The sequence below is a fragment of the Thalassotalea sp. PS06 genome, assembly GCF_007197775.1.
GTDB lineage: Bacteria > Pseudomonadota > Gammaproteobacteria > Enterobacterales > Alteromonadaceae > Thalassotalea_A.
In genome coordinates this window covers 818459-832314 of the sequence record NZ_CP041638.1, presented here as the reverse complement: position 1 = coordinate 832314, position 13856 = coordinate 818459, and the positions used below count along the sequence as shown (strand labels likewise).

General features: G+C 42.6%; 12 protein-coding genes. 6 read left to right on the top strand and 6 right to left on the bottom strand.

Annotated features, from left to right (window positions below; translation table 11 throughout):
- Nucleotides 1-15: 15 nt before the first annotated feature.
- Together FNC98_RS03625 and FNC98_RS03620 are read left to right on the top strand one after the other, a co-directional pair.
- Nucleotides 16-1287, top strand: a complete 1272-nt coding sequence (locus FNC98_RS03625; RefSeq protein WP_143579985.1) for an HlyC/CorC family transporter — start codon at nt 16-18, stop codon at nt 1285-1287.
- Nucleotides 1288-1583: 296 nt separating this feature from the next.
- Nucleotides 1584-3218 carry a GMC family oxidoreductase gene (locus FNC98_RS03620; RefSeq protein ID WP_143579984.1) on the top strand — a complete coding sequence of 545 codons (1635 nt, stop codon included), beginning with the start codon at nt 1584-1586 and terminating at the stop codon, nt 3216-3218.
- A gap of 48 nt (nt 3219-3266) precedes the next feature.
- Here the strand turns inward: FNC98_RS03620 and FNC98_RS03615 are convergent, their stop codons facing one another.
- Both FNC98_RS03615 and FNC98_RS03610 read right to left on the bottom strand, forming a co-directional pair.
- The gene (locus tag FNC98_RS03615) at nt 3267-3884 is read right to left on the bottom strand and encodes a hypothetical protein (RefSeq protein ID WP_143579983.1); all 618 of its coding nucleotides are present in this window, start codon (nt 3882-3884) and stop codon (nt 3267-3269) included.
- Between the two features lie 516 nt (nt 3885-4400).
- On the bottom strand, nt 4401-5372 hold the full coding sequence (locus FNC98_RS03610; RefSeq protein WP_143579982.1) for a transposase: 972 nt from the start codon (nt 5370-5372) through the stop codon (nt 4401-4403).
- A 601-nt stretch (nt 5373-5973) separates the two neighbouring features.
- Between FNC98_RS03610 and FNC98_RS03605 the strand changes: the two genes are divergently transcribed.
- Nucleotides 5974-6507, top strand: coding sequence for a hypothetical protein (locus FNC98_RS03605; protein ID WP_143579981.1), 534 nt, complete (start codon nt 5974-5976; stop codon nt 6505-6507).
- Here FNC98_RS03605 and FNC98_RS17055 read toward each other — a convergent pair.
- The 3 genes from FNC98_RS17055 to gshA form a co-directional block, all read right to left on the bottom strand.
- A complete protein-coding gene (locus tag FNC98_RS17055; RefSeq protein ID WP_409574574.1) occupies nt 6504-6737 on the bottom strand; it encodes a cupin domain-containing protein in 234 nt (77 codons plus the stop codon). The genes FNC98_RS03605 and FNC98_RS17055 overlap by 4 nt on opposite strands.
- A gap of 210 nt (nt 6738-6947) precedes the next feature.
- Nucleotides 6948-7283, bottom strand: a complete 336-nt coding sequence (locus FNC98_RS03595; protein ID WP_143579980.1) for a tRNA-binding protein — start codon at nt 7281-7283, stop codon at nt 6948-6950.
- 29 nt (nt 7284-7312) lie between these two features.
- Nucleotides 7313-8884 carry a glutamate--cysteine ligase gene (gene gshA / locus FNC98_RS03590; protein WP_260680446.1) on the bottom strand — a complete coding sequence of 524 codons (1572 nt, stop codon included), beginning with the start codon at nt 8882-8884 and terminating at the stop codon, nt 7313-7315.
- A 241-nt stretch (nt 8885-9125) separates the two neighbouring features.
- Between gshA and FNC98_RS03585 the strand changes: the two genes are divergently transcribed.
- Nucleotides 9126-9800 (top strand): pseudouridine synthase, encoded by a 675-nt coding sequence (locus tag FNC98_RS03585; protein WP_260680445.1) that lies wholly within the window; start codon nt 9126-9128, stop codon nt 9798-9800.
- Nucleotides 9801-10117: 317 nt separating this feature from the next.
- Here the strand turns inward: FNC98_RS03585 and FNC98_RS03580 are convergent, their stop codons facing one another.
- Nucleotides 10118-11464, bottom strand: coding sequence for a sodium-dependent transporter (locus FNC98_RS03580; protein ID WP_143579977.1), 1347 nt, complete (start codon nt 11462-11464; stop codon nt 10118-10120).
- A 176-nt stretch (nt 11465-11640) separates the two neighbouring features.
- Between FNC98_RS03580 and FNC98_RS03575 the strand changes: the two genes are divergently transcribed.
- A complete protein-coding gene (locus FNC98_RS03575; protein WP_143579976.1) occupies nt 11641-12681 on the top strand; it encodes a sulfotransferase family protein in 1041 nt (346 codons plus the stop codon).
- Nucleotides 12682-12689: 8 nt separating this feature from the next.
- Nucleotides 12690-13844 (top strand): aspartyl/asparaginyl beta-hydroxylase domain-containing protein, encoded by a 1155-nt coding sequence (locus FNC98_RS03570; protein ID WP_143579975.1) that lies wholly within the window; start codon nt 12690-12692, stop codon nt 13842-13844.
- The last annotated feature ends 12 nt before the right edge of the window (nt 13845-13856 follow it).

Genomic DNA, 13856 nt, shown 5'->3' with positions numbered 1-13856 from the left:
ACTTAGGACCCTTTTTTGGACGCTATCTCTACAAGTATGCTATTTGCGATACTTGCTGTACTTATTTTACTTTCCGCTTATTTCTCTAGCTCCGAAACCGGTATGATGTCGATTAATCGGTACCGCCTGAAACATCTGGAAGAAAACGACCATAAAGGGGCGAAGCGCGTCAGCGACATGCTGAAACGACCTGATCAGCTCATTGGTCTAATTCTTATCGGCAATAATCTGGTTAACGTTTTTGCATCGATTATCGCCGGTCAAATTGGTGCTCGATTATTAGGTCAAGGTGGTGAATTTACCGCTGGTTTAGTGCTGACGATGATCATTCTTATCTTCGCAGAAGTGACACCGAAAACACTGGCAGCATTGCACCCGGAAAAGATCGCTTTTCCAAGTTCAATTATTTTAAAAGCCCTTTTAAAGATCCTTTATCCTGTTGTTGCCGCCGTAAATTGGATAACCAATGGTATCTTGGTATTGTTTCGCGTTAGCCAGGAAGACAGAGAACAGCACAGTTTGAGTTCCGAAGAACTTCGCACCGTTGTGAATGAATCCGCAGCGCTGTTACCTTCACGAGATCAGGATATGCTGGTAAGTATTCTTGATTTAGAAAAGGTCACGGTAGAAGATATCATGATCCCACGTAGTGACATTCAGGGCATAGATATCAACGATGACTGGAAGGTTATCCAAAAACAATTAACTCAGGCCAACCACACCCGTGTCATTTTGTATCGAGATAACATAGACGATGTTGTCGGTTACGTGCACATGCGTGATGCCGTTAAACTGTTGTCTAAAAAACAGTTTACCAAAGCCACCTTGCTCCGCGCGGTAAAAGAGATGTACTTCATCCCTGAAGGTACACAGCTGAATGTTCAGCTTTTGAAATTTCAAAGAGCAAAAGAACGGCTTGGGCTTGTTGTCGATGAATACGGTGATATTCAGGGTCTAGTGACATTAGAAGATATCCTCGAGGAAATCGTTGGCGATTTCACCACTACCATGGAGCCGGCGCCGAGTGAAGAGGTGCAAAAGCAACCAGATGGTAGCTACCTGGTGGATGGCAGCGCCAATATTCGTGATATCAACAAAGAAATGGACTGGCAGTTTCCTACCGATGGACCAAAAACCTTAAATGGCCTGATACTTGAGTACTTAGAAGAAATTCCTGAGCCGAATATCAGTATGCGCATTTCAGGTTACCCAATCGAAATCATTGAAGTCGATGGTAATATGATCAAAACCGTCCGCGTCATGACCGAACATTTCCAGGAACAATAAATCAGATGAGATTCCGTTTATTCTGAATCTCATCTTCTCGCCTTTGCTTTTTTTTAGCTAGACACTCACTGTTATTCCGCCATCCAACCCCCTACAAAGATATTTAGATATATAGTTAATAAGACACCCACCGTAACTTTTCTTCAAACTCTTGCCGAGAAATCAGCAACTGCTAAGGATTTAAATTGAGAATTCAAAAATAACGAATAACCGCCGTATGTCAGGAGTTCATCGCAAGTATTATTTATCCAACCCCTTTGCTAAACTAATTGATTAATGGGGAGAAAAATAACCAAATGACATATGACTTTATAATTGTAGGTGGCGGTTCTTCTGGCTGTGTGCTGGCGAATCGATTATCTGCTAATCCAAACTTTTCTGTATGTTTACTTGAGACGGGTGGCCGAAATCAAAGCAATTTGGTTAAAACTCCTATCGCTATTCCTCTGCTTTTTCGAATCCCAAAATACAACTATGGTTACGAGACTCCGGTACAAATCAATCAGGCCAACCGCCAGATTTATAATCCTAGGGGCCGAGGACTCGGAGGCTCTAGCGCTATCAATGCCATGCTTTATGTTCGCGGAGATAGAAAAGACTACGACGACTGGGCAGCTCAAGGCAATGAAGGCTGGAGCTATGATCAAATACTTCCCTACTTTAAAGAGATTGAACATCAAGAGAGAATTCACGACCAATACCATGGAACCACAGGCGAACTTAATGTCACGGACTCCCGTTCAAACCACCCTATCGGCAAGGAGTTCATAGACGCCGCGACTTCCTTAGGGTACCCATTTAATCCCGATTTCAACGGAGAGAAACAAACTGGAGTTGGCTATTATCAGGTTACCCAGAAAGGTGGGCAGCGGCACAGCGCAGCAGACGCCTTTATTCACCCGTTGCAAAACTCCAAATCTCGAAAAAACTTAACCGTATTGTCTTACAGTCGCGTTGAAAAAATTATATTTGAAGGCGAGAGGGCCGTTGCAGTTCGCTTTCAACAAAGCCAGCTTTTGGAAGCTGATAAAGATAGTTTCAAAACTGTTGAGTTAAGAGCCAGCAAAGAAGTGCTGTTATGCGCCGGTGCAATACATAGCCCACAGCTCTTAATGCTCAGTGGCATCGGTCCAAAAGAGCAACTAGATGCATTGCAAATTCCGGTGGTAAAAGAAATACAGGGCGTTGGTAAAAATTTGCAGGATCATGTTGACGTTTGTTTAGTGAATCAACAAAAGCGAAGCGATTTAATATCCATATTACCTTCCTCTCTTTGGTGGCTAGGCACGCAAGCCGTAGAATATTTCAAATCAAAACGAGGGGCATTCACCACATCGTTAGTCGAAACCGGGGGATTTATTTCAAGCAAAGGTCTTGACCAAAGGCCAGATATACAATGGCAATTTATCGCAGGCGCGATGGATGACCATGGTCGCAACTTGAAAATGTATGGTATTCAGGGGACGACCCTCCACACGTGCATATTACGCCCTAAAAGTCGCGGTGAAATCAGATTAATGTCCGCTGACATAGCGACGCCTCCTGTTATCGATTCCAACATGCTTAGCCACCCAGATGATATAAGGTTAATGGTCGAGGCGGTAAAGCTTTCCCGGCAGGTGCTGCAGCAACCGCCATTATCCCTTGGAAATATAAAAGAAATTTTCCCTGGTGAGCAAGTACAAAGTGATGAACAAATTGCCGCTTTTATCAGAGAGAAAAGCAACAATATTTACCATCCCGTTGGAACTTGTAAAATGGGAATAGACGATATGTCGGTAGTAGATCCGACGCTAAAAATTAGAGGATTAACAGGTATTCGAGTGATTGATGCCTCGATTATGCCTAACTTAGTCAGTGGTAATACCAACGCACCAACAATGATGATTGCCGCGAAGGGTGCGGATTTAATTTTATCCGATTACACCTAGGGCCCGATAGATTTCAAGCCCTATATCAGTCTCTTTTTTGATTAAAGTTTAATAAAACAACACTCGCCATAACCAGCTACTGTCCAATTCGTCTTTGCAGGTTTTCAATTGGGATGAATAGGTAATCGCGCGACTCTCAACCTTTTTTGCTACCGGAATCAACCAGGATTTCTTGGCATAAGTTTTTCGCTTAAAGCCTCCCCAACCTTCATGATAATTCAAGTATTGGTTGTAAGGATCCCACTTAGAAACTCCATTAACTTTTTGGGTTTTGGCAATAAACCACCCCATAAAATCGATTGCGTCGGCAAAATCATCTCTGTCGGCACCCCTATTATCAGTCTCGCGCATGTAATCTTCCCAAGTTAGAGTTTTAGCCTGGGAAAAGCCATACGCCGTGCTCACGCGTCCCCAAGGAATAATCCCCAACAAGTAGTCTCTAGGAGGTAAAGCGTCACTGCGAAAAGAACTTTCCTGATACATCATACTCATTGGCACATGGATAGGAACCCCCCAACGCGACTGCATGTCTCTTGCTCCCTCGTACCAATGATGATGCTCGCGAAAGATCTCGCAAATATTTTCAGGGTTTTGCGGTGGAGGTGTCGCACAGGCCGACAACAAGGTTAAAAAACTAGCGTAAAAACACACTTTTAGAGTTTTCATTGCTTCTCTGAAGTTATTATTTTCAAATTAGTTTGCCAGAAAAATATTTTTTTTTTAGTTATTTTTTAACTTTTTTCAAATTTTTTATAAATAATTTGAACTTTTCCAAATTTTCACGCTCTTACTCTATGAAATGAATATTTCTCCTTGGGTTTTATAGTTTTTTTAGCACCTCTTCTGAGGTGCTTTTTTTTGCCTAGCAAAACTCTCAAGCTCAATTCGACCATGTTTTATCGGCATTTAACGAGACATCCACCTGAATTCTTATCAAGGCTGCTAATCAAGACAGTCACTGGTATTAAAAATGTGTGCGCATTTACATAGACACCCAATGCAAAAGAGTTGGTTTATTGAATTAATCACGAAAGACTCGTAAGCAATGAGTCCGCCCTATATTGTTATTTTGATTTTGAGTTACTAAACAGAGAAAGGTTTCGACTAATGATGCGCTAAAGCGCAAGGGAAGGCTCAGCAATTGCTATGAAACAAGCATTTTTGACGGTCTGATCAAAAAAGTTAACGAAATAGCTTCCGGCAGTTAGAAAGATTTGAACGTCTATTTTTATTACTCGCCATACAATATTTCGCGAGTGAAGAACTCTGCCCCACACAACCTTTAAAGTAATACTCAAATTTAGTCGTTAAACTTAGCCAGTTATGAGGAGATATATTCAATCTTGCAAGAATGACTATTGCTTGATTAGATATTGGTCCGGAGTTGTTTTCACGAATGGATTGCCCAGTTAGCGCAACCAGTTGAAAATAGTCTTCTACCGAGAAAGACATCTCTGGCTCACTTTTCACTGAATCACATTTCAGCGGTAAAAGCGTCTGCGGTTGCTTGCATAAAGTGGCCGCTTCTACACGTTGTTTGAGGCTAGTATATGCAGAATCCTCGGGCTTCACAGCCAAACCCGCTCGAATCGGGTTTAAATCTACGTAGGCCATACACGCAGCTAACGCTGCATCATCCAATAATGCCTGGCATTTAAACCTTCCTTCCCAAAACCGTCCCGTGCATTCATCTTCAGCGTTTGCCATTCTGGCGATGGGTTCATTTAGCAACCGCATAAACCAACTGATATCAAACAAGCGTTTTCGATAAACATTAACCGTTTCTTTAAGCGTTTGCTCTAAATACCCCTCGACTTCGCCAGTTTTTTCAAATTGTTTGGTGACCATGGTGCCCTTACATAGCTTGTGCCATCTGTTAATGACTTCTCTATCAGACAACGACTTGGCGTGTTCAACATCGACACGGAGTACGATATGGCAATGATTGCTCATAACCGCATATGCACATACATCAATGCTAAAAATTTGTGCGAGATAAAGTATCCGGTTCTCCACCCACTGACGACGATGGTTGTAGCATCGATTGGTAGTTGAATCAGTACCGCACAAATACGCTTTTCTAACGCACCGACTGATGCAATGGTAGTATCTGGTAGCTTCCAGACAAATCTGGTTTTTTCTCGGGGTAGGCATTTTCCGCTCCATGGAAAAGACAATGAATTTTTATCTTAGTTAATAATTTTCTGATCGCCAGAACCGATTTTAAGAGAATAGTTTAAACAAAATGATGAAGGTTCATCCTCGAAAGAAAAATAAATAACGATTCCCATCGCTGAACTAAAAATTAGGATTGTTAACGGTGGGTGTCTTATTAAACACATTTACGATGGATGTCTCGCGAACTGGATTCGAAATTAACTGTTGGTATGGTTTATGACCAAATCGGGATGTGTCGTTTACCCGACATAAAAAAATGGCGCGATAAACATCGCGCCGGAATCTTAAGGAAAGTCGTCCAGGGAATAAACGCTTTCAAATTATAAGAGTGGAGAAATCATAAAAAGTTCACCACAAATGTTAAAAAAATGTTTAATTTTTAATCAGAGATGATTTTTTCAATTTCAAATACCTGTTAGTTGATGATTCATATAGTTTTTTTTAAATATTCTCTTATTTGCAAAAAAGTGTAATCAATCGTGCCAATCTTTGAGCGTTCAACAATTAGCCAAACAAAACCCAAAGCCTTGCTGTATAACGGTTCTCGCGTTATATTCTGAAAAAAGTTAATAAAACCATGTCAAAAATATCCACCCTCCCTGCCGATAAATCTATTTTCGAAGAAGCTGATTTACAGCAAGAAAAATCACTCGAACTCGACCAGCAAATGATCTGGGTACAAATTCGCAAAACGGTTCCTGCAACTTGGTTATTAGTTACAGTGGCTGTCTGGTTAACCAGCTGTTTTGCTTATTTTTGGGAATCAATGATCGTTAATACAATCGCAATTAATGCCAACGTGCTGTGGCTAGTCAGTGGCTTTTTTCTACCCTTGATGCATTATGTAGCTATGGGTGTCTTGCCATTTACGGCAAAACGATTAGGTCGCTCATTGGCAACACCAATCAACATCGCAAAACTATCCTGGCGGTTTTATGGATTTGTAATTTTGGCTAGTTGTATTTTTTTAGCGATGTGGAGCGCGTTGCTCGCCTTTAATGTTGGAGTAGATATTAGAGCAGTAGGTTACCTGTTGATGTCGGCAATAATTTCTCTAATTCTTGTGGGGTTCCGGAGACATTACCAGCAGAGCATTCAACTGGATTACTAAACCTGAACTTCCCCTTGGATATGAATAACTAACCAAATCGTCTCAGGGTTGCCTGAGGCACTGATGACTTTGTGTCTTACCATCGACGAAATGAGCACATAGTCGCCAGCCGACAAAGCTAATTCATTTTCAAATCCTAGTACTGCATTTCCCCGTACGACTAATACCCACTCGTCTTGGCTTTGCTCGTACCATCCCTCATCAGGTGAAGACTGGCCGGTGGAGACTATCCTCTCAATGGTAATATTTCATTAATATAGAATGACTATATCAATAAAATCTATGTGGTAAATGAACCTCGGCCCTAACTCTGAGTTGTGCACAAACTTAGTGGGATTGGTATAATTCCTGTCTTTTGGAAGAGTGTTTCAAAAATCTCTTCCTTTTGATTGACTAGCAGGTTGTCAAAAAGATTATTTTTATCACCTGAATCGTCCCAGTTATGCCAATCGCGATCCGTTTGGCACTTTACCATCAGGTACCGCCAGGCAAACCTTGCCATCATCGTTATAAAAACCTGTGATTAGACATTGTGATATAAAGGGGCCTATTTGTTTTTCCGGGAAGTTAATGACACCGACAACTTGCTTACCGAGCAAATCTTCCAACTCATATAACTCGGTAATCTGTGCACTCGATTTTCGAATACCATGCTCACCAAAATCAACGGTTAACTTGTAAGCAGGTTTACGAGCCTCGGGAAAATCCTGTACATCAACGACCGTGCCAACACACAGCTGTACCTTTGAAAAATCCTGCCAATTTATCTCTTCCATAGACACCTCTTAATTAGGCAAGTAAATCACTAACGAGAAAAATAATTATCTAAAAATTCATCGAAACCCACCGTATCTTCGGCTTCAATTTGTGACTGATCCGCGAGCGATTGTGTCGCCAACTCTTGCAAATACTTCTCGTCAAATTCTTGATATTGCCACTGTTCAAGCTCTTTTTGATATTTCCCAGCGTGTATCAGAGACCAACCGATTATACCTCGGCCTTTGGTCAGTAAATCATTAAGAATCTGCCCTGAAGGAGTTAACTCTGGTTGGCTGATTTTCATTTTTTCCTGATCCACGACTTTACTATACATATTCGTTTCATAGGCCTCATCCAAGAGTTTCGCGATTGCCACTAACTCTCCAAAAATCTCTTGTCCCCATTCGGGAATCGACTTCAGCGTGCTTCCATCTAGCAAACGTAACTTAGGATCGCGTCCAGATAAAATGACGTTGTCGGTGTTTTCTGTCGCTACTTGAAACTCTTGAGGACTCATTTGGGGAGAATCTTTAAGATACAAATACGTTAGGAGAACATCCATAAAGTACATTTGTTCACGGCTTATACCCGTGCTGACATAAGGATTCACATCCATCGCCCGAACTTCGATATATTGAACACCACCTTGTGCCAATGCTTCCGACGGTTTTTGACCGGATTTTGCAACGCGCTTAGGCCTTATGGGTGCGTACAACTCATTCTCAATTTGTAATATGTTGGCATTTAACTGCTGATACTCACCGTTCTCTTTCACACCGATAGACGCGAATTTTTCGGAAGGCAAGGTAATCGCTTTTTGTACACTTGCAACATAACTATCAATGTTGTTGTAACAAATATTTAAGGTGGACTGCTCGGAGTTGGTATACCCCAAATCACTCATTCGCAACGAGGTAGCATACTCCATGTAATAACAGCCAGTCGGAGCCTTCTTGAATTCAAAGTTATGCTCTCGCCCTTGCAAAAAGGTAGGACATAATGCCGGAGAACTGCCGAATAAATAGGGAATGAGCCAACCAAATCTTTTATAGTTTCGAATAAGCGCAAAGTATTTGTCAGAGACAAAGTCCTGTAAAGGTCTCTCATCACCTGTAATTGTTTGTACTGTTTGGTGGAAATCATCACTAAAACTAAAGTTAAAGTGGATGCCAGAGATCACCTGCATCATCGAGCCATAGCGGTTTTTCAGGCCCTGACGATAAACCGTTTTCATTTTACCGATGTTGGATGTTCCATACTGAGCAATCTTGATATCATCCTCTTTTTCGACGACACATGGCATGCTCATCGGCCAAAAATGATCGCCACCGATATTCGATAGCGTAAACTTTTGAATGTCCTTTAACTGCGCTATAGACTGCTCAATCGATTGACTAACCGGGGTGATGAACTCAAGTAAACTTTCAGAGTAATCTGTTGTAATCAATGGATTTGTTAGCGCAGACCCCAGTGCTTCGTTGTGCCCCTGATTTGATAAATGACCATCAGCCTTAATACGTAACGTTTCCCGCTCGAGTCCTCGGTTTATGCCCGCCAGCGCTGAAATATTTGAAGGTTTTGAAAATTCAGCAATAAATTCAGAAATAGAAAAAGTCAATTTTGCTCCGAAATCCGCAACATCCGCGAATTTAGTTATGCACCACATTCTGGCAATTTGTCTATTATGTGGGGGAAGATATTGATTTTACAACGACAATATCAACAAAATAAACAAATGAAGAATTTTCTTACACCCAAAAATAGACTAACTTGGGGCAGAAACCAACAAACACTTTGGGGTCATCGAATTTTCCCTTTATAATTTTTTCTTGTTCTCAATTACCTTGGCTCCTTAAATTGTGTCTAAATCTTCTGGTCTCATCTTTGAAAATGATAAATTCATCGTCGCTTATAAACCCGCAGGCGAGAGCTTTCATGACGAAGAAATTGCCGGTAGCGGTTTTTTCAATCAATGGAAACGAGCGTACCAAGAGCTTTATCCTGTTCATAGGCTTGATAAAATGACTTCCGGGTTGATGCTAATGGCTAAAGATTCGAATACTGCTTCGCAACTATCTGCATTGTTTGCCGAGCGAAATGTTTCAAAACTCTATATTGCTCTTGCTTGCGGTAAGCCTAAGAAGAAACAAGGGATCATCAAAGGAGATATGGTTAAATCACGTCGCGGTACTTTCAAACTTGAGAGAACAACCAATAACCCGGCGATTACCCACTTCCAATCGTTTAGTTTAGAGCCCGGCCTGCGACTATATAAGCTGATGCCGAAAACCGGAAAAACCCATCAGTTGCGAGTCGCGATGAATAGTTTAGGCACCGCTATTTTGGGCGATCCAAATTATTCTTTTACGAAAACTGATTCAGCAATTGTAGATAGGGGCTATCTTCATGCCTACCAATTGGCATTTACTCTGGATGGTCATCCTTATGCTTTCAAGGCAGATTTAGCTATGGTCGATGGTGAAATGTTTGAACGTCACCGTGAAGCGATTACCGAACTTATCGACCCTATCTAAAACATTGCTAGTTTTTCTCCGCAACAATTACCGGTAACTAGCCTGCTAGCAAATTGATACCCTAGTTAAGCTTATCAATATTGCTGTGTGTCTTTGCAACTTTTTCTGGTTACAGTGGGTGTCTTTGTAACTTCCTCTAATTACAAAAGGTGTTTTTTGTTAATTTCTCTATTTGCAATGGGTGTCTTGGTAAGCTTTTCGAAATTACGGTGGGTGTCTTTGTAAAAAGACTCAACAGAAACTGAGGAAAATATCCGAGAAATAAAAAATGCGCTGCTGGTATTCCAGCGGCGCACTAGCAACAAAATCGCTGTTGATTACAGCGAATTAATAAACACGGCGGCGATGGCAATCGGGCACACGAATTTGGTGTACCATGGCCAGATTTTCCAGAAGAACGAATGTTCAACACTGTCGTTGCCTTGTTTTAGTTCCTCTAAAATCGAGCTACGGTGCCAAATCCAACCCACGAAGATACAGCACAACATGGCAATGATCGGTTGCCCATACTGCGTAGATAATGTCGCTACGAAGTCCAGACCGGTTTCGATATTAAATACGATAACCACGCTGATACATAAGATCACCAAGCCAATGATGGTTGTCGCTTTTGATCGTGGCACGTCATGGCGCTCAACGGTGTATGACACAGGCCCTTCTAACATCGAAATGGATGACGTTAATGCTGCGATGCTCATCAATACGAAGAACGCCAGACCAATGAAGGTGCCAATCACCCCCATGTCTTCGAACAACTTAGGCAATACATCAAACACCATACCTGGCCCTGAAATCAGCCTGCCATCATCGGCGAAAATCGCAACCCCTTGAGTTTGCGCTACATACATCGCAGGAATGATTAACAGACCCGCTAAGAAAGCGATACTCACATCGATAAGAGTCACCTGAGCGCCCAGACTCACCAAGTTTTCTTTTTTAGAAATATACGAACCATAGATAACCATCACACTGGTACCCAAAGATAACGAGAAGAATGCCTGGCCCAATGCACTAACGATAAGGGATGGGTCTTTAAGCTGTTCAATGTCCGGATTCAGATAGGCGTTTAAACCTTCCATCGCTCCATCCAGGGTCATTACGTAGATGATCAACAACACTAACAGACCAAGCATCATTGGCATTAAGCGCTTCGACCACTTCTCGATGCCGTTTTCAACACCTTTACGAATAATAAAAACGGTCAATACCATAAAGGCTACGGTGAACAATAGGTTGCGTTCTAAACTATTGCCTACGACCCACTCTGCGACAGCATTCATACCGACGATGTTCGCTGCACTTTCAATGGCATAGGACATCATCCAACCGGCGATAATACCATAAAAACTTAAGATCAAGGCAGCACAGATAATACCGCCAAAACCAACGATAAAACCAAAATGTTTTTGCCAGGGGCGGGAGGACATTTTTTGCAGTGAAGTTACAGCGTTAGCCTGACCATATCTACCAATTAGCAATTCAGCCATAAATGCCGGGTAGGCAAGGCAGAAGGCCAATACCAGATACACGAGAACAAAAGCCGCACCGCCATTGGATGCTGTTTGCGTAGGGAATCCCCATATATTCCCAAGACCAACAGCGGAACCGGCCGCCGCCATAATAAAACCGAGTCGTGAACTAAATTCACCGCGAGACGATGCCATAACTACTCTTCTATCATTGTTGTTGTAATTTTATGCGAACCGGCATTGTAAGGGATTAAAGCGATTAAAGTAAAACCCTGCGATTAAAAAATAAGGCTTATGGCTCCCCGCCATCCGTGGTAGAGTGTGACCAGCGAAATTGATTAAAAATCCAGTGACAACGCTCAAGCCGTACCATGCAAAACAAGTTTTCTAAACCAATCATCATCTTATCTGCACCTCGTTCGGGCAGCACCTTGCTGTTTGATACGCTGTCGAAGGCTCCGGACTTGTGGACAATTGGCGATGAAAGTCATGCGGTCATAGAGCATATCCCCGAACTTAGCACTGTCCAGCGAGGGTTTGTGAGTAATGCCCTTGCGGCTGAAGATGCAACTGAGGCTACAAAGACTAAACTGCTCACCAGATTCCAACAGTTACTGCGCGACAGGGATGGTGACACCCAGGCCCAACATTCTCAACAACCTGTGCGTTTTCTAGAAAAAACACCCAAGAACTCGTTACGTGTAGAGTTTCTCAAGCAACTGTTTCCTGATGCATTGTTTATTTACCTGGTGCGCGATCCGAAAGAGAACATCAATAGCATCATCGAAGCCTGGCTTTCAGGTCGCTTTCTGACTTACCCTAACCTTCCAGGGTTTAATGGACGCTGGTCGCTGTTATTAACGCCAAACTGGCAGTCTTTAAAGGACAAACCTTTACCCAATATCGCTGCCAACCAGTGGGCTATCAGCAATCAGGCTATTGTCGATGGCTTGAAGGATATTGCCGATGAACGAAAACTAATCATCAATTATCGTCAACTGGTCGATACACCAGAGGCAGTACTAAAACAGATTTGTCAATTTGCCGACTTATCCTTTGATCACCAACTTAGCGAAAAATGCCGTGACGGACTGCCATTATCGCAATATACGTTAAGAGCGCCGAATCCTGACAAATGGGTACCAAAAGCCCATGTGATAGCACCAGAGCTTGAAGCGTATACGTCCTTGGTTGCAGAAATTAATCAATGGCTTGAAAAGGATGGCAAGCTCAAGTTAAGTACTGACATTAGTGCAGAGCAGATAGAAAATGCCCGACAACATGCTGCCGCGGTAAATACGATTAACACGCCAGCACCGGTAAGCAATCCACAACCCGGTACGACGTCCAGAAATGCGCTCTGCCCTTGTGGCTCGGGCAAACGATTTAAACATTGTCATGGTGCAATGTAGGATACTTTATGAAGCTAACTCACGAATTTTATCGCTTACCATTACGCTTTGATGTTGCCCGAATGCAGCAGGAAATCAGCCAGTTTGCAGAGCCGCAATGGTTACCCCATCACGAGGGGTTTAAGGGCAATTTAGCGATACCGTTAATTAGCGTCAATGGTAAGATAAATAACGATTTCAAAGGACCAATGCAAACTACTGAAGCACTTGAAAAGTGTGAATATCTGCAACAGGTCATTGCTTCGTTTGGAGAAGTGTTTGGTCGCTCAAGGTTGATGGCCTTAGAGCCTGGTTGTGAAGTGCCGTTGCATTCGGATATCAATTACCATTGGTATAAGCGGGTTCGTATTCACATCCCGATAACCACCACTGAGGATGTCATTTTTCATTGTGGCGATAAACAGGTAAACATGCAGCAGGGCGAATGTTGGATTTTCGATTCCTGGAAAAATCACAAGGTTGTAAACCATTCCAATAAGCGCCGGGTCCATTTGGTCATCGACACCACTGGCTCGTCCAAGTTCTGGCGCACCGTTGCCAATTCATTCATCCCAGGTGTTCAGGAACAACAGGCTACAGACTCTTTGCTCGAGTTTCAACCGGAACAACGGCCACAAATCTTAACGGAAAAATTCAATGCCCCCCTGGTCATGTCTCCAGGGGAAGTTGACTGGCTGGTGGCTGAATTATTTTCAGAGCTTGATAGTAACCAGCAAAATGATGAAGGGATAAAACAGGAATTTATGCAAAAGGTAAAAGCGTTTGCCGATGATTGGCGCCAGGCGTTTTCGCAATTTGCCACTGAGGAATCAGGCTGGCCTGTTTATCACAAGCTGCGCGACACCCTCTATCAGCAAACTAGAGAATATAGTAACAACTTGCATCTGGCTAATCACGGTGGCGCAACGCAAATGTTGATTCACTGTCTGATTGACCCATGTTTTAATCCTGAGATTGCTAAATTCAATGTTGCCGCCAATCACGTACCGGCAACCGCTGAACCTTCAAAGGTGGCAGGTAATCAACAACAACCTGTGTCGAAAGCTCAACCGTTACCCGCAAATAGTGAAGGAACTCCATCAGCAACGCCGATAAGTCGCAACGCACCATGCAGCTGCGGCTCAGGCAAAAAGTTTAAGCAATGTTGTGGGCGCCTTGGTTAAAACAATTATCCA